11 protein-coding genes are annotated in these 17,477 nt (G+C 66.3%); 5 read left to right on the top strand and 6 right to left on the bottom strand.

Features of this window, described 5'->3' with window-relative positions; genetic code table 11:
• Positions 1-8: 8 nt before the first annotated feature.
• Positions 9-1,238: a YbfB/YjiJ family MFS transporter gene (locus ABE485_RS11480; RefSeq protein ID WP_346515421.1), complete on the bottom strand. Its 1,230-nt coding sequence runs from the start codon at positions 1,236-1,238 to the stop codon at positions 9-11.
• Between the two features lie 64 nt (positions 1,239-1,302).
• On the opposite strand from ABE485_RS11480, the gene ABE485_RS11485 reads away from it, so the two are divergent.
• On the top strand, positions 1,303-2,175 hold the full coding sequence (locus ABE485_RS11485; protein ID WP_346515422.1) for a LysR family transcriptional regulator: 873 nt from the start codon (positions 1,303-1,305) through the stop codon (positions 2,173-2,175).
• Between the two features lie 40 nt (positions 2,176-2,215).
• On the opposite strand, the gene ABE485_RS11490 is transcribed toward ABE485_RS11485, so the two are convergent.
• The 4 genes from ABE485_RS11490 to ABE485_RS11505 form a co-directional block, all read right to left on the bottom strand.
• Positions 2,216-2,857: an OmpW/AlkL family protein gene (locus tag ABE485_RS11490; RefSeq protein WP_346515423.1), complete on the bottom strand. Its 642-nt coding sequence runs from the start codon at positions 2,855-2,857 to the stop codon at positions 2,216-2,218.
• A 198-nt stretch (positions 2,858-3,055) separates the two neighbouring features.
• Positions 3,056-4,522 carry a glutamate synthase subunit beta gene (locus tag ABE485_RS11495; protein ID WP_346515424.1) on the bottom strand — a complete coding sequence of 489 codons (1,467 nt, stop codon included), beginning with the start codon at positions 4,520-4,522 and terminating at the stop codon, positions 3,056-3,058.
• Between the two features lie 8 nt (positions 4,523-4,530).
• A complete protein-coding gene (locus ABE485_RS11500; protein ID WP_346515425.1) occupies positions 4,531-9,270 on the bottom strand; it encodes a glutamate synthase-related protein in 4,740 nt (1,579 codons plus the stop codon).
• Between the two features lie 462 nt (positions 9,271-9,732).
• Positions 9,733-10,494: a hypothetical protein gene (locus tag ABE485_RS11505; protein WP_346515426.1), complete on the bottom strand. Its 762-nt coding sequence runs from the start codon at positions 10,492-10,494 to the stop codon at positions 9,733-9,735.
• Between the two features lie 232 nt (positions 10,495-10,726).
• Between ABE485_RS11505 and fghA the strand changes: the two genes are divergently transcribed.
• The 3 genes from fghA to rpoH all read left to right on the top strand — a co-directional run bounded on the left by fghA (position 10,727) and on the right by rpoH (position 13,432).
• A complete protein-coding gene (gene fghA / locus ABE485_RS11510; protein WP_346515427.1) occupies positions 10,727-11,590 on the top strand; it encodes an S-formylglutathione hydrolase in 864 nt (287 codons plus the stop codon).
• Between the two features lie 98 nt (positions 11,591-11,688).
• Positions 11,689-12,378, top strand: coding sequence for a hypothetical protein (locus ABE485_RS11515; RefSeq protein ID WP_346515428.1), 690 nt, complete (start codon positions 11,689-11,691; stop codon positions 12,376-12,378).
• A 169-nt stretch (positions 12,379-12,547) separates the two neighbouring features.
• Entirely contained in the window at positions 12,548-13,432 is an 885-nt protein-coding gene (gene rpoH, locus ABE485_RS11520; protein WP_346515429.1) for an RNA polymerase sigma factor RpoH, read from the top strand.
• A gap of 308 nt (positions 13,433-13,740) precedes the next feature.
• Here rpoH and cpdA read toward each other — a convergent pair whose 3' ends face one another.
• Positions 13,741-14,577, bottom strand: a complete 837-nt coding sequence (gene cpdA / locus ABE485_RS11525) for a 3',5'-cyclic-AMP phosphodiesterase (protein WP_346515430.1) — start codon at positions 14,575-14,577, stop codon at positions 13,741-13,743.
• Between the two features lie 196 nt (positions 14,578-14,773).
• On the opposite strand from cpdA, the gene ABE485_RS11530 reads away from it, so the two are divergent.
• The gene (locus ABE485_RS11530; RefSeq protein ID WP_346515431.1) at positions 14,774-17,476 is read left to right on the top strand and encodes a cation:proton antiporter; all 2,703 of its coding nucleotides are present in this window, start codon (positions 14,774-14,776) and stop codon (positions 17,474-17,476) included.
• Position 17,477 lies beyond the last annotated feature (1 nt).

Below are 17,477 nucleotides of genomic sequence, written 5' to 3' on the forward strand. Positions count from 1 at the left end.
CCTGCTTTCTAATTTCTATGTGAACGGCCATGGGGGCCGATCGCATTATGCCCAGCGCCTGCGCCGTCTGTCGTGACTTTTCCCAAGGCCCAGGCCGACGCCGCCAGCAGCGCCGCGCCGGCCGCCAGGACCTGCGGCAGGCCCGCACCCCAGTGCGCGGCCCACGACGCCAACAGCGGGCCCAGGATCTGGCCGGCGGCGAACGCGGCGGTCATGATGGCCGCGGCGCGGGGCGCCGCCGGGCCGGCCAGCCGCCTGGCGGTCAGCATGCCCGCCTGCGTGATCACCATGAAGGTGCCGCCCACCAGCAGCGCCGCCAGCACCACGGCGGCGATGTGATGCCATAGCGCCACCGCCAGCATGCCGGCGGCCATCAGAAGCTGGGCGCAGCGCCAGACCTGCCTGTCGTCGCGGCCGCGGGCCAGGCGGGGAACCAGCAGGCAGGACAGCGCCGCCGCCAGTCCGAACAGCGGCCAGGCCCAGCCGAAGATCGCGGGGTCGGGAAAGACCTCCTTGGCCATCGCGGGCAGGAAGGTGGCGGGGATGATGTAGCCGACGCCGAAGATGCCGTAGTGCAGCGACAGCGCGGTCATCCCGCGCGGCAGTCCTGCCTGCTGCGTTGCGGCCGCGGCCCTGCGGGGCGGGGACGGCTGCCGGCTGAGGCCGGGCCAGGCCGCCGCCGACAGCGCCAGCGCCAGGCCGCCCAGCGTTATCCATGTCTGGTTGGCGCTGGCGCCCCAGGCCATCAGCGCCAGGCAGGCCAGGCCCGTCAGCGCAATGCCCGCGCCCACGCCTGCATAGGTTATTGCGGAAGCAGAGGCTTCACGCGGGTCGCCGGCGGGCACCGACCGCCCTGCCGCCACGCAGATGAAGGCGCTGGCGCTGGCATCGCCCGCGGCCAGACGCAGCACGGACCAGCCGGCCACGCCGTCCAGCAGCGGCATGGCCAGGGTCAGCGCCGCCACGGCGGCAAGGCTGGCCGCCAGCGTCGCGCGCAGCCTGCGCACGGGCCAGGCGATCGCCGCCAGCGCGCCCAGCAGATAGCCGGCGTAGTTCGCGGAGGCCATCCAGCCGCCCTGGGCCAGGGACAGTCCGGATTCCTGCGCCATCAGCGGCCAGACGGGCGTGAACGCGAAGCGGCCGATGCCCATGGCCGCCGCCAGCGCGAGTGCGGCGGGCCAGGCCAGGCTTGCCGCGCTGGCTGAAGCGGAAGGGGAAGGGTAAGCAGGCGTTGACATGGACCCACTCTACGGCTGTACTAATATCTTGAATAGTGAATTATTAAGAACGTGAGTTCCCAAAATGAGAAACTTGGATCTCGACGCGCTGCAGATCTTCAAGACCGTGGCGGATCAGGGCGGCGTGGCGCGCGCGGCCGCGCACCTGAACCGGGTGCAATCCAACGTGTCGACGCGCCTGAAGCAGCTGGAATCCTCGCTGGGAACTCCGCTCTTTCGGCGCCAGAACCGCCGCCTGGTGCTGTCCGACCAGGGACGCGTGCTGCTGTCCTATGCCGACCGGCTGTTGCGCCTGTCCGACGAAGCCCAGTCTGCGGTGCGCGAAGGCGCCCTGCAAGGGGTGCTGCGCATCGGCACCATGGAAAGCACCGCGGCGGCGCGCCTGCCGCCCATTCTGGCGTCCTATCACGCGGCATGGCCCCAGGTGCGGATCGAGCTGGTCACGGGCACGTCGGGCGCCCTGGCCGCCAAGGTGCGCAATTACGAGATCGAGGCCGCCTTCGTGGCGCAGCCCTTTCCGTCCGAGGGCCTGGCGGCCCTGGATGCATTCAGGGAAGAACTGGCGCTGATCTCGCCCTTGGCCTGGGATCCGGTCGGCAGCGCAAAGGAACTGGGGGACCGCACCGTCATCGCCTTTGCGGCAGGGTGCTCATATCGGCGCATCCTGGAGTCGTGGCTCAACCAGGAAGGCATCGCGCCCGGCAAGGTGATGGAGTTTGCGTCGTACCACGCCATCGTGGCGTGCGTGGCCGCCGGTTCGGGCGTGGCGATCGTGCCGCGCTCGGTGCTGGCCGTGCTGGGGGCGGAGAATTCGGTGCGCGTGGGCGCATTGTCCGGGCCGCATGGACGGGCCCTGACCCAGCTGGTCTGGCGCGCCGACGACGACACGCCGGCGTTGCAGGCCCTGCGGAGCAAGCTGGCGGCGCCGCAAGGCTGACGGATGCGTGCCGCGAGGCCGCATCCGCATGGGGGCGCGATCAGAAGCGGTAACCGACGCCCACCGTGGCCACCCACGGGTCGATCCGCGCCGTGCCGACGCGTTCGCCGTCCAGCTTCACCTTGGACTTGATGTCGATGTAGCGGATGTCGGCGTTCATGAACCAGCGGTCATTGATCTTGATGTCCGCGCCCAGTTGCGCCGCAACGCCCCAGGAGTCGCCCAGCTTCAGGTCGGAACCCTTGAGCGCGCCTTCGGCCTTGGTGTCGAAGAAGTGCGTGTAGTTAATGCCGACGCCGATGTACGGCTGGATCATGCTGTCGGGCAGGATGTGCCATTGCAGGCTCAGCGTGGGGGGCAATTGCTTGGTGGAGCCGATCTTGCCCAGGCCGCCGCTGCCGCTGACGTCGTGCTGGAAGGGCCAGGCGCCCAGCAGTTCGATGCCGATGTTGCGCGTGGCCATGTAGGCCAGCGTGAAGCTGGGGCGCACGTTGTTGCTCACGTCCAGCTTGACGGAACCATCGAGCACGGAGCCGTTGTTCTGCGACGGACGGACCTGCGTCACGCCGACGCGGAACAGCACGTCGCCCGCTTCGTGGGCGTGGGCGGGAGCGGCAAACGCGCCGGCTGCAATCAGGCCGGCGATGGCGGTGGCGCGGATACGCCCATTCAGCGAAAACATTTTCTTCTCCGATCTTTCCGTTGGGATGAGCGGACAGGTTCTCAGACCTGCAACGTCCCTCGATTGATATGTGTCAAACGGTTAAAAGACCGCTTTTTAAAAGTGGTTATGCCGCAACAGGTCTCGGTGCGCGCCCGCAATAAAAAACGCCGCCGGCGCACAAGCGCTCGGCGGCGATGATGAGAGAGGGTAGTACTGTCAGCGGGGCAGTTCGCTGCTTCCCATGAGGTAGGCATCGACCGAACGCGCGCACTGGCGGCCTTCGCGGATGGCCCAGACCACCAGGGACTGGCCGCGGCGCATGTCGCCGGCGGTAAAGACCTTTTCCACGCTGGTGCGGTAGTCGTCGGTATTGGCGCGCACGTTGCCGCGGGCGTCGCGGTCAACGCCGAAGGCGTCCAGCACCGTCTGCACCGGCGACACGAAGCCCATGGCCAGCAGCACCAGGTCCGCCTTGATCTCGAATTCCGAGCCTTCGACCTCGCGCATCTTCATCTGGCCGGTGGCGTCGTCCTTGAACCATTCGACGCGTGCGCCGATCAGCTTTTCGACCTTGCCGTTGGCGCCCTTGAGGAGCTTGGTGGTGACCGACCAGTCGCGCTCGCAGCCTTCTTCGTGCGACGACGACGTGCGCATCTTCAGCGGCCAGTACGGCCAGGTCATGGTCTTGTTTTCGGATTCGGGCGGCTGGGGCATCAGTTCGAACTGGGTGACCGAGGCCGCGCCATGGCGGTTGCTGGTGCCGACGCAGTCGGAACCCGTATCGCCGCCGCCGATGACCACCACATGCTTGCCCTTGGCCAGCGTCTGGTCGATCAGGCGGTCACCCGCCACGGCCTTGTTCTGCTGGCGCAGGAAGTCCATGGCGAAGTACACGCCTTCCAGCTCGCGGCCCGGAACCGGCAGGTCGCGCGGGGTCTCGGAGCCGCCGCTCATCACGACGGCGTCGAATTCGGCCAGCAGCGATTGCGGCGTGCGCACGGTCAGGCCGTCGGCCACCGGATCTTTCGGGTTGCCGACGTAGGTCGACGGCGCGAATTCCACGCCCTCGGCTTCCATCTGCGAGATGCGGCGGTCGATCTGGTGCTTTTCGAGCTTGAAGTCGGGGATGCCGTAGCGCAGCAGGCCGCCGATGCGGTCGCTCTTTTCGAACAGGGTCACGGAGTGGCCCGCGCGCGCCAGCTGCTGCGCGCACGCCATGCCGGCGGGGCCGGAACCCACGACCGCGACCTTCTTGCCCGTCTTGCGCGCCGGCACCTGGGGCGCTACCCAGCCTTCAGCCCAACCCTTGTCGATGATCGCGTGCTCGATGGACTTGATGCCCACGGCGTCGCTGTTGATATTCAAGGTACAGGCGGCTTCGCAGGGCGCCGGGCAGATGCGGCCCGTGAACTCCGGGAAGTTGTTGGTGGAGTGCAGCACGTCCAGCGCGCGGCGCCAGTCCTGCTTGTACACCAGGTCATTCCAGTCGGGGATGATGTTGTTGACCGGGCAGCCGTTGTTGCAGAACGGGATGCCGCAGTCCATACAGCGCGCCGCCTGCTGCTTGGCCTGGTCGTCGGTCAGGTGCAGCACGAATTCGCGCCAGTTCTTCAGACGCTTCTGCGGGGCCTCGGAGGCCTCTTGCAGACGCTGAAATTCCATAAAGCCGGTAATCTTTCCCATGGTATCCCTCACGCAGCCAGTTGTTGCGGGTTGGCTGCACGCCACATTTCACCCAATGCGCGGCGGTAGTCCGTCGGCATGATCTTCACGAATTTGCCGCGCGAGGCTTCCCAGTCGCCCAGGATTTCGCGGGCGCGGTAGCTGCCGGTGTAGCGGAAATGGTCTTCCACCAGGCGGCGCAGGATGGATTCGTCCGTTTCGCGTTCGCCGCCGCGTTGCGCGCTGTGCCAGATGTCGATGTTGTTCTGCGACTGCTGCTCGGCATGGGGCACAACGGTTTCCAGTTCCACCATGGACAGGTTGACGCGGTGCTTGAGCGTGCGGTCCGGATCCCAGACATACGCCACGCCGCCGGACATGCCTGCCGCGAAGTTGCGGCCGGTTGCGCCCAGCACCACGACGGTGCCGCCCGTCATGTATTCGCAGCCGTGGTCGCCCGTGCCTTCCACCACCGTGGCGGCGCCGGAGTTGCGCACCGCGAAGCGTTCGCCGGCCACGCCGTTGAAGAAGGCTTCACCCGCCAGCGCGCCGTACAGCACGGTGTTGCCGGCGATGATGTGGTCGGGGCCGAAGCCGCGGAAGTCGTTGGGCGAGCGCACGATGATGCGGCCGCCGGACAGGCCCTTGCCCACGTAATCGTTGCCTTCGCCGACCAGGTCCATCGTGATGCCGTGCGCCAGGAAGGCGCCGAAGCTCTGGCCCGCGGTGCCGTTGCACTGGATGTGGATGGTGTCGTCGGGCAGGCCTTCGTGGCCGTAGCGCGAGGCTACCGCACCCGACAGCATGGCGCCGATCGTGCGGTTGCGGTTGCGCACCGGCACGATGAACGACACTTTCTCGCCACGCTCCAGCGCGGGCTTGCTGCGGTCGATCAGTTGGTGGTCCAGCGCGCCGGCCAGGCCGTGGTCCTGCTCTTCGGTCTGGCGCACGTCGGCGTCCGACTGCGTCTGATGGAACACGCGGGCGAAGTCCAGGCCCTGCGCCTTCCAGTGCTCGACGCCCGAACGCATGTCCAGCAGATCGGCGCGGCCGATCAGGTCGTCGAACTTGCGGATGCCCAGCTGGGCCATGATTTCGCGCACTTCTTCGGCGATGAAGAAGAAGAAGTTCACGACGTGCTCGGGCTTGCCCTGGAATTTCTTGCGCAGGACGGGGTCTTGCGTGGCCACGCCCACCGGGCAGGTGTTCAGGTGGCACTTGCGCATCATGATGCAGCCTTCGACGACCAGCGGGGCCGTCGCGAAGCCGAATTCGTCCGCGCCCAGCAGCGCGCCGATGACGACGTCGCGGCCGGTCTTCATCTGGCCGTCGGCCTGCACGCGGATGCGGCTGCGCAGGCGGTTCAGCACCAGCGTCTGCTGCGTTTCGGCCAGGCCCAGTTCCCAGGGCGTGCCCACGTGCTTGATGGACGACACCGGCGATGCGCCCGTGCCGCCGTCATGGCCGGCGATCACGACGTGGTCGGCCTTGGCCTTGGCCACGCCCGCGGCCACCGTGCCCACGCCCACTTCGGACACCAGCTTGACCGACACCGACGCCTTGGAATTCACGTTCTTCAGGTCGTGGATCAGCTGGGCCAGGTCTTCGATCGAGTAGATGTCGTGGTGCGGCGGGGGCGAAATCAGGCCCACGCCCGGCACCGAGTAACGCAGCTTGGCGATGTATTCCGACACCTTGTGGCCGGGCAACTGGCCGCCTTCGCCGGGCTTGGCGCCCTGCGCCATCTTGATCTGGATCTGGTCGGCGGACGACAGGTACTCGGCGGTCACGCCGAAACGGCCCGACGCCACCTGCTTGATCTTCGAGCGCAGCGAGTCGCCCTTCTTCAATTCGACGTCGGCTTCGATGCGGTCCGTGCCCAGCAGCGAGGCCAGCGTGTCGCCGTCCTTGATGGTGCTCTTGCCTTCGCGCATTTCGGCGCGGTAGCGCAGTTCGTCCTCGCCGCCTTCGCCGGTGTTGGACTTGCCGCCGATGCGGTTCATGGCGACGGCCAGCACCGAGTGCGCTTCGGTCGAGATCGAACCCAGCGACATGGCGCCGGTGGCGAAGCGCTTGACGATGTCCTTGGCGGGCTCGACGTCGTCCAGCGGAATGGCGCGCGACGGATCGAAGCGGAACTCGAACAGGCCGCGCAGGGTCATGTGGCGACGGCTCTGGTCGTTGATGATCTGCGCGTATTCCTTGTACGTGCGGTAGTTGTTGGCGCGCGAAGCATGCTGCAGCTTGGCGATGGAATCCGGCGTCCACATATGCTCTTCGCCGCGGACGCGGTAGGCGTATTCGCCGCCGGCGTCCAGGTCGTTGGCCAGCACCGGGTCGGCGCTGAACGCGGCGCGATGCTGGCGCAGCGCTTCTTCGGCGACCTGGAAGATGCCGATGCCTTCGATGTTGGACGAGGTGCCGGTGAAGTACTTGTTCACCAGGGCGCTTTGCAGGCCCACGGCTTCGAAGATCTGCGCGCCGGTGTAGGACATGTACGTGGAAATGCCCATCTTGGACATGACCTTGTTCAGGCCCTTGCCGATCGCCTTGATGTAGTTCTTGACCGCCTTTTCGGGGTCATTCATCTTGCCCAGCGATTCCAGCGCCAGGTAGGGGTGAATGGCTTCGGCGCCGTAGCCGCCCAGCAGCGCGAAGTGGTGGACTTCGCGGGCCGAGCCGGTTTCCACGACCAGACCGGTGTTGGTGCGCAGGCCGGCGCGGATCAGGTGCTGGTGCACGGCCGAGGTGGCCAGCAGCGCGGGGATGGCCACGCGCTCGCTGTCGACCAGGCGGTCCGACACGATCAGGATGTTGTAGCCGCTGCGCACCGCATCGACGGCGCGGGCGCACAGCGCGGCCACGCGGGCTTCGATGCCTTCGGGGCCCCAGGCGGCGGGGTAGGTGATGTCCAGCTCGAAGCTGCGGAATTTCTTGCCCGTGACCTGTTCGATGTCGCGGATCTGCGCCATGGCGGCGAAGTCCAGCACCGGCTGGGACACTTCCAGGCGCAGCGGCGGGTTGACGTTGTTGATGTCCAGCAGGTTCGGCTTGGGGCCGATGAACGACACCAGCGACATCACCAGCTGTTCGCGGATGGGGTCGATGGGCGGGTTCGTGACTTGCGCGAACAGCTGGCGGAAGTAGTTGTAGAACGGCTTGGCGCGATCGGACAGCACGGCCAGCGGGGCGTCGTTGCCCATCGAGCCGATGACTTCCTCACCGCTGGATGCCATGGGCTCCAGGATGAACTTGTAGTCTTCCTGGGTCCAGCCGAAGGCCTGCTGGCGGTCCAGCAGCGATACGGCCGATTGCGTGGCCACGGCCACCTGGCGCGGCGCGGGCAGCGATTCCAGCTTGATCTGCAGGCGCTCGATCCACTGGCGATACGGGCGGCTGTTGGCCAGCTGCAGCTTGATCTCCGCGTCGTCGATGATGCGGCCTTGTTCCAGGTCGATCAGGAACATCTTGCCCGGCTGCAGGCGCCATTTCTTGACGATGCGGTTTTCGGGGATCGACAGGGTGCCGGCTTCCGAGGCCAGGATGACCATGTCGTCGTCGGTGACCAGATAGCGGGCCGGGCGCAGGCCGTTGCGGTCCAGCGTGGCGCCGATCTGGCGGCCATCGGTGAAGGCGACGGCGGCGGGGCCGTCCCACGGCTCCATCATGGCGGCGTGGTACTCGTAGAAAGCGCGGCGGCTTTCGTCCATCTGCGTGTGCTGCTCCCAGGCTTCCGGGATCATCATCATCATGGCGTGGGCCAGCGAATAGCCCGAATTCACCAGCAGTTCCAGGCAGTTGTCGAACGTGGCGGTGTCCGACTGGCCTTCATAGACGATGGGGTACAGCTTTTTCAGGTCGTCGCCCAGCACGGCCGACTGCATCATGCCTTCGCGGGCGCGCAGCCAGTTGAAGTTGCCCTTGACCGTGTTGATTTCGCCGTTGTGGGCGATCATGCGGTAGGGGTGGGCCAGCGGCCAGGCGGGGAACGTGTTGGTCGAGAAACGCTGGTGCACCAGCGCCAGCGCGGACACCGTGCGGGTGTCGGCCAGGTCGCGGTAGTAGCGGCCGACCTGGTCGGCCAGCAGCAGGCCCTTGTAGACCACGGTGCGCACCGAAGCCGAGGGCACGAAGTATTCCTTGCCGTGCGCCAGGTGCATGTTCTGGATGGCGTGGCTGGCGGTCTTGCGGATCACGTACAGCTTGCGTTCCAGCGCGTCGGGCACCATCACGTCGGCGCCGCGGCCGATGAACAGCTGGCGGATCACGGGTTCGCAGTCGCGCACGGTGGGCGACATGGGCATGTCGACGTCCACGGGCACGTTGCGCCATCCCAGCACGACCTGGCCTTCGGCGCGCACGGAGCGCTCGAGTTCCTGCTCACAGGCCAGGCGCGACGCCGTTTCCTTGGGCAGGAACACCATGGCCACGCCGTATTCGCCGGGCGGGGGCAGGATGATGCCTTGCTGGCTGAGTTCGTCGCGGTAGAGCGTGTCCGGGATCTGGATCAGGATGCCCGCGCCGTCGCCCATCAGCTTGTCCGCGCCGACCGCGCCGCGGTGGTCCAGGTTTTCCAGGATCTTCAGGCCCTGCTGGATGATCGCGTGGCTTTTCTTGCCCTTGATATGGGCAACGAAACCGACGCCGCAGGCGTCATGTTCGTTCTTGGGATGGTACAGGCCCTGGGCCGAAGGCAGGCCGATGCGGCTGGCATCGATGGGGGTCGCCTTGGGGGTGGGACAGGATTCGATCGGGGTGGTTTGGGGCATGGCGCGCTCCGCAGTGGGCCTGCGTCGTAATGTTGCAGTGCAGGAGACGGACAATACCCCCGTCAGAAGTAGGGTGCAATAAGAACATATAGGGTATGACCCTAATTATTTATATGCTCCATCATTGCGCATAAATACGGGGACACAACAAGAGCCGCATGGTTATTGGCGTGCCGCGTAGAGGGGTTTCGTCGGCGGCCGCACGTGCACTCAGAATGGTCAAAATCGCCTTAATACGTCCCCGATTAAAGTTGGCATTTTGATGTGCTGGATCAATCCGGTTTGTGGCAAAAGCGCACACGCAGCCGGCCGCCGGTCCCGGCATGGGCCATGCGCAAGCCACAAAGCGGGATTCGCGGTTGCACGAGCCGGGACGGCAACAAGGCACGGCGGGGATGGACGGCGGCCGCCGCGTTGGGAATTTCAAAAAGCAGAACCCGCCATGGCGGCGGGTTCGAAGAATCAGGAGGTCGTCGGCGTCGAAGAGGGCGGCGTGGACGGCGCCGGTTCGCTATCGGCCGGCGCGGGCGCGGCGGGTTTCTTGCGCGGACGGCCGCGCTGCCCGGGCGCCACGCGCCGGCTGGCCGTGTGCGCCAGGCTGGCGATGAAGTTTGCGCCGCCCAGCGCCCATTGGCCGGATACGGCCTGGTCGATGCGTTGGGTTTCCTCGCGCGAAAGCCCGTCCTGCAGGCGCTTGCGGTAATTGGCCTGCCTGTCGAAAGGCGTATTGCCGCACGCCCAGTAATCGGCGTGATCGGATTGCCATTGGGCGGGGGCCGCAGTCGTGTTGCCGGTATGGCTGGCCGCGGAAGACCAGGGCCAGGAATCGGGGTCTTGCGATGCGCCGCTGCGCACCGGATACGTTTCCAGCCAGACCAGCGCCGGCAACACCCATGCGCCGGGCTCGAGCAAGGCGGATCGGTACCGGCCCGCGAACACCCGGCCGCCGCGCAGGCGCGCCGCCAGGTTGCGGCCCAGCGTCTGCATCAGCCGGGGCAGGCCTTCCTCGTCTGCCGGCGTGGCCAGCAGCAGGATGCGGTCGTTGGCAAGCAGCCACCCATGAACCGACACGCGATGGCGTTGGGCGGATTCGCCCAGCCAGGTGGCGAGCTGGTTCAGTATGTCGGCGGGCGCGGGTTGCGATGCCGCCGCCAGTGGCTGAATAAAGTTGGCCTGCACCAGTTGGGGCAGCCCAGGGGCATACAGACGGGGCAGACGGGCCATAGTGTCAGGGCTTGCGTATCAGGAAGAACGGTTTGTCTTCGCTCACGGTATATAAATAGTGCCACGGTGGGCGCTGGTCAAGTCCCGTGATCACAATATGGGCGCGGAATGGCATTTTTTTTGTCGCGAGCGCCCAATGAGGGGCAGGTTAACATTCGGCGACGGAACGTCGCACCATGGATATACCCTAACTCGTGGACGTTTTTTCCACCCATTTCACCGGAGAAAGCCCATGGCCGCCCTGGAACTCATTTCCCAGCATCGCTGCTTCGGCGGCTCGCAGCGCTACTACCGCCACGAGTCCGCGGAAATCGGCCTGCCGATGCGGTTTTCCGTCTACGTGCCCCCCCAGGCGGAACATGGGCCGGTCCCCGTCCTGTTCTATCTGGCAGGCCTGACCTGCACGGAAGAGACGTTCATGATCAAGGCGGGCGCGCAGCGCGTGGCCGCGGAACTCGGGGTCATGCTGGTGGCGCCCGACACGAGCCCGCGCGGCGCCGGCGTCCCCGGCGAAGAAGAAAGCTGGGACCTCGGCACGGGGGCCGGCTTCTACCTGGACGCCGCCACGCCCGTCTGGCGCGACCACTACCGCATGTACAGCTACGTCACGCAGGAACTGCACGGCATCGTCACCGGCGGCGACCTGCCGGGCGACGCGTCGCGCACCGGCATCTTCGGCCACTCCATGGGTGGCCATGGCGCCCTGGTGCTGGCACTGCGCAATCCGGGCAAGTTCCGCTCGGTTTCCGCTTTCGCGCCCATCGCGGCGCCCAGCCAGTGCCCCTGGGGCAAGAAGGCGTTCGGCGCCTATCTGGGCGACGACGCCGCGGACTGGGCGGCGTGGGACGCATCGGCGTTGATGCGCGGCCTGAAGCAGCCCTTCCCCGCTGGCATCCTCATCGACCAGGGCGACGCCGACCAGTTCCTGGCCGAGCAGTTGTATCCCGAGGTATTCGAGGCGGCCTGCGCCGCCGCGGACCAGCCGCTCGAGCTGCGACGGCAGCCGGGTTATGACCACGGGTACTACTTCATCTCGACCTTCATCGAGGATCACATCCGGTTTCACGTCGAGCGGCTTGGAAAACCGGCGGCCTGAGGGGCCGCTTCTATACTGGGGTGCCTGCCGGGGCGGGCTGGCGGCGTCCTGCGCGCCCCGCGCTGCAAGCCGCGGCGGTTTGAAAAGGAACGCCTGATTTGATCAACGGAATTGCTCCCTTCGCCTGGATCCTGCTGGGCGCCGCCATCGTCCTGCTGCCGGGTATCGTCATGCTGCTGGGCCGTGGCGGTCCGCGTGACGAACGGGGCCGCCGCCTGTTCCAGTTCCGCCCGGTGCGCCGCCTGTGCGGTTTGCTGATGGTGTGTCTGGGATGCGTCTCGGGGCTGCTGGCGCTGTCGCTGGTGCAATTCGTCCGCCTGACCACCGATGAACCCGTCGCCCGCATCGACATCCGCCAGCAGGCCGAAGGCCAGTTCCAGGTGAATGCCACCGCGCCGGGCATCACCTCCAAGCAGTACGTGCTGTACGGCGACCAATGGCAGATCGACGCGCGCGTCGTCCGCTGGAGACTGCCGGCGCTGATGGCGGGCGTGCCCCCGCTGTACCGGCTGGAGCGCCTGTCCGGCCGCTACAGCGACGCCACGCGGGAGGCTTCGGCCACCCGGTCCGTGCATGCGCTGGATGACTGGCCCGCGCCGGACCTGGCCTCGCTGAAGAAGAGTTTCCCGAACTGGTTCCCCTTCGTGGATGTCCAATTCGGCAGCGGGGCCTATATGCCGATGTTCGACGGCGCCAGATACCAGGTCTATATGGATCCGCGCGGCGCGCTGTTCATCCGCCCGGACGGGGAAGCCACCGCCGAAGGGTTGAAGCGCCTGGGTTGGTAAGCCGCCCGGGGCCGGCCGACAGGTCTCGACCAAAAAAGGCTGAAAATAATAAGGGACGCGCCAGTTGGAACGAAACTTTGACGCGTCGCAACAGTCGAATTAGCACTCCAATAACTAGAGTGCTAACATCGAATCCATGTTTTCTCTTCGCCATCCGGAGACCCCCGCTATGAAGCAACCCAGTACCTCGTTGACCGCTTCCGGCAACGCTCTGGCGTTGGCCATTGCCAATCCGGGCGCTCTCGGCACGATCGACGCTTATATTTCCTCGGTCAACCGCCTGCCGGTCCTGTCCGCGGAACGTGAAACGGAACTTGGCCGCCGCCTGCGCGACCAGGAAGATTTGGGCGCCGCCCGCGAGCTGATTCTTTCCCACCTGCGCCTGGTGGTGTCGGTGGCTCGCCAGTACCTGGGCTACGGCCTGCCCCACGCAGACCTCATCCAGGAAGGCAACGTCGGCCTGATGAAGGCCGTGAAGCGCTTCGATCCGGAGCGCGGCGTGCGCCTGGTGTCGTTCGCGGTCCACTGGATCAAGGCCGAAATCCACGAATACATCATCCGCAACTGGCGTCTGGTCAAGGTGGCCACCACCAAGGCCCAGCGCAAGCTGTTCTTCAATCTGCGCAGCATGCGTCCCGACGGCCAGACGCTGGATCCGGAACAGGTCGACCATATCGCCCGCGAATTGAACGTGCGCCACGAAGACGTGAGCGAGATGGAAGTCCGCATGTCCGGCCGCGACATGTCGCTGGAAAACCAGGACGACGATGATGACGGCTACGCGCCCATCGCCTACCTGTCGGACGAAGGCCGCCAGGAACCGACGCGCGTGCTGGAACGCGCCGCGCGCGACCACCTGCAAAGTGCCGGCCTGACCGGCGCGCTCGATGCGCTCGACCCCCGTTCGCGCCGCATCGTCGAAGCCCGCTGGCTGCAGGACGACGGCGGCGCCACCTTGCACGAACTGGCCCAGGAGTTCGGCGTGTCGGCCGAGCGCATCCGCCAGATCGAAGCCGCCGCCCTCAAGAAAATGCGCGGCAACCTGGCGTCGTGATCCGCCTGTGCAATCCGCATGTGAAAGGCCGCTGATTCAGCGGCCTTTTTCTTTTGGCTGCTGGAGCAGCAGCCGCCAATAAATTGATACAAAATCGCCGAAGAATTTTCCGGTTTCCCAGAAACTTAATGGGGATCGCACCGCCTAACTTCATGTAGGCCGCGAACTTCGGTTTGTAGTCTTGTCATCCGTCTCGGCTTCTCCTCTTTCCCCTCCCCTATGAGACGGATGCTTGCGGGGCACCATGCATATCGGTGCCCCGTTTTTTATGCCCGATCGGCGCGTGCGCCCACGCTGCGCGCAGCGGATTACGCGGCTTGCGCGCTGTCCGGCGCCAGCGCGGTGTGCCACAGCGCGTCCTGCACGCGGCGCACGCCGGTGGCCATGGAGCCGTCCTGATAGAGCTTGATCCAGCGATAGCCGGGCGCCATGTTGTCCACCACATGCTTGCCGTCGCGGATGCTGAACTGAAAGCACGTCGACGGCGTGGCCAGCATGCGCAGGTTGTGGCGGCGCCGGTCGAATTCATGATGCACATGCCCCCACAGCAGCACGCGCACTTGCGGCCAGCGCGTCAGCAGCTTGAACAACGCCTGCGGGTTGTCGATCATCATCGAGTCATGCCAGTGGCTGTCGATCTGCATCGGGTTGTGGTGCATCGCCACCAGCGTATGGCGCCCCGGCGCTTGCGCCAGTGCCGCTTCCAGCATGTCGAGCTGGCTGTTGGGAAGATGGCCGGCGTTCGAGCCGGGCACCGTCGTGTCCAACGTGACGATGCGCCATGCGCCCACGTCGCTCACGGGCGTCGACCATTCGGGCAGCTCCTGGCGCAGCACCGCCGGCTGGTCGTGGTTGCCGGGCAGGCAGCGGATGGTCGCGCGCTCCAGCGCGCCCGACGCTGACAGGATGTCCGCGAAGCGCCGGTAGCCGGCCGCTTCGCCGTCCTGGGACAGGTCGCCCGTGGCCAGCAGCAGGTCGGGATGCTTGCCGTCGGCTTCGATCTGGCGCAGCACCGCGCGCAGGCTCGCGTCCGTATTGACGCCCAGCATCGATGTGTCGGGCTCGCCGAACAAATGGCTGTCGGTCAATTGGACGAGCATGGCAGGCGCATCGTGACGCCGGGACAAAGAATGGATGCGTGCCACGTGCCGCTCCTGCAAAGTTAGCGTGTTGCCACATTACCCAAAAAACATGGCGCGGCGCGTATCGCAAGCGTCTGTTGGGGTAACGAAACGTGCATTCTCCCCGAATCCTTTCCCCCGTTGGCCGCGGCCGGCGGAAAAAAGCCGCTATTCTTGTGGAACTTTCCACTCGCTATACGCTCGGGACGCGGCACTATCCATGGATGTTGGTTTTCTCGTATTCGGCCTTGCAGGCCTGCTCACATTGGTCTGCTTCATGCCGCCCCTGGCCGGCCGCCTCAAGCTGCCCTACTCGGTGCTGCTGGCCATCGTCGGCTGTCTGCTGGGCATCATCATCCACGTGCATGGCTGGGCGCCTGCCTGGATCGGCGACTTCCTCGATTCCCTGGAACGCTTCGAGATTTCCTCGGAAACCTTCCTGATGGTGTTCCTGCCGGTCCTGCTGTTCGAGACCGCGTTGTCCATGAACGTGCGGCGGCTGATGGACGACATCGGCCCCATCCTCATGATGGCCATCGTGGCCGTGGTCGTCTGCACGTTGGTGGTCGGCGTGACGCTGGACGCGGTGTCGCCCTACGGCCTGGTGGTGTGCCTGCTGCTGGGCGCCATCGTGGCGACGACCGATCCGGTGGCCGTGGTCGGCATTTTCCGGGAGGTTGGCGCGCCCAAGCGGCTGACGACCCTGGTCGAGGGCGAAAGCCTTTTCAACGACGCGGCGTCCATCGCGCTGTACTCCGTGCTGCTGGCCGTGCTGAGCGGTCACGGGGAACTGACGGTCAGCGGGATCTTCAACGACTTCATCGTCCACTTCATCGGCGGCGGCATCGCGGGCTTCGCAATGGGGCGGCTGGCCTGCTTCCTGTTCGCCTGGCTGCGCGGCTTTCCCACGGCCGAGATCACGCTGACCCTGACGCTGGCCTATCTTTCCTTCTTCATTTCCGAGCACTACCTGAACGTGTCGGGCGTGGTCGCCACCGTGATCGCGGGCCTGGTGGTGGGTTCCACCGGCCGCACGCGCATGTCGCCCACCACCTTCGAATACCTGGCCAGCGCATGGGGGCAGTTCGGCTTCTGGGCGAACTCGCTGATCTTCCTGTTCGCGGCCATGCTGATTCCCAAGCTGATGGCCGCCGCCGACTGGCAGGAACTGGTGCTGGTGGCCGTGGTATTCGTGGTGACGCTGGTCGCGCGCGCGATCGTGGTGTTCGGTCTGCTGCCCCTCTTGGGCCTGACGCGGCTGGGCACCAAGGTCAGCAACCCGTACAAGCTCGTGATGCTGTGGGGCGGATTGCGCGGGGCCGTGTCGCTGGCGCTGGCCCTGGCGGTCACCGAACAGACCGGGGTGCCCGAAGAGGCGCGCCAGTTCATCGCCGTCGCCACCACGGGCTTCGTCCTGATGACCTTGTTCGTCAACGGCATCAGCCTGCGGCCGCTGATCCGCGTGCTGGGGCTGAATCAGCTGTCTCCCGTCGAGCGCACCATCCGCAACCAGGTGCTGGCCGTGGCGCTGGAAGACCTGCAGGGCAAGACGGATGACCTGGCCAAGACCGAGCACATCGGCAACGAGGTCCGCGACCGCATCCGCGCCGTGTTCGATGCCAGCCTGGCCAGCGTGCATGACGGCCAGGTGGGGCAGATGAGCGACGAGCAGCGCGTGGCGGTCGGCCTGGCCATCGTGGCGCAGCGCGAAGAGGAAATGTTCTTCGACATCCTGAAGGCGCAGATCGTGGACTGGCGCATGGCCGAGGCGCTGCTTGCGCGGGCGGAGCGGCTGGAAGACGCCATCCGCCTCGGGGGCGTGCCGGGCTTCGAGCGCGCCATCGTGGCCGACGTGCGCTATTCGACCGGCTTCCGGCTGGCCCTGCGCCTGCACTATGTGTTTGGATTCCAGGGCTGGCTGGCGCGCGAGCTCGGCCAGCGGTTCGCCAACCTGATGAGCAAGCGGTCGGTCGCGCAGCGACTGATCGCCTTTGCCCGCGAACAGATCACGCCGCTGCTGGGCGAAGAAGCCACGCAGCGCATCGTGTCCCTGCACCAGCGCCGCCTCGACCTGATCGATAACGCCATGCAGGCCCTGAACCTGCAATATCCGTCGTACGCGCAGTGGCTGCAGGAAAGCTATCTGGGCCGGGTGGCCCGCGAACTCGAGCGCATCCGCTACCGCGACATGCTTGAGCAGTTCCTGATCAGCGGCGAAGTCTACGCGGACCTGATGGAACAGTTGAAGAGCCGCTGGTCGCATATCGACCGGCATCCGCCGCTGGACATCGAAATGAGCGCCGCCGAACTGATCAAGCGCGTGCCGCTGTTCGAAGGCCTGTCGCCCGATTCCCTGCGCGCCATCAGCAAGCTGCTCAAGCCGCGCCTGGCGCTGCCCGACCAGCGGGTCCTGACCCAGGGCCGCCACGGAGAGGAAATGTGCTTCGTGGCATCGGGCGCGGTTGCGGTGCATCTGCCCGACAACACGATGATCGAACTGGGCAGTGGCGAATTCTTCGGAGAGCTCGGCTTGCTGGGCGAGCAGCAGCTTACGCCGGACGTGACGTCGCTGGGCTACAGCAAGCTGCTGATGCTGTCGTCGCGCGACTTCCATGCCCTGCTTGCGCGCGACGAGAACCTGCGCGATCGCATCCAGGTCGTGGCCAAGCAGCGCTTGCGGGCAATCGAGGTCTGGAAGCAGTTTTCGCAGGCGTCCAACGCAGCGCCGGCCCCGGCGCCCGCGCAGCCCTCGGCGCCCAGTCCGGCGCAGGCGGCCGAGGCCGCCGAGGCGGCGGGCGCCAATGGCGGTTCCGGCGGCGTGGACACGCTTGCGGCCCGCGAGCTGCGATCAGACCCGGCGAGCGGGGACGACGACGCGCCGGGAGGCGCGGTGCTCGGGACGCCGGAAGCCTCGCCCCGCTGAG

The sequence above is a fragment of the Achromobacter spanius genome (genome assembly GCF_039673305.1).
Lineage (GTDB): Bacteria > Pseudomonadota > Gammaproteobacteria > Burkholderiales > Burkholderiaceae_B > Achromobacter > Achromobacter spanius_F.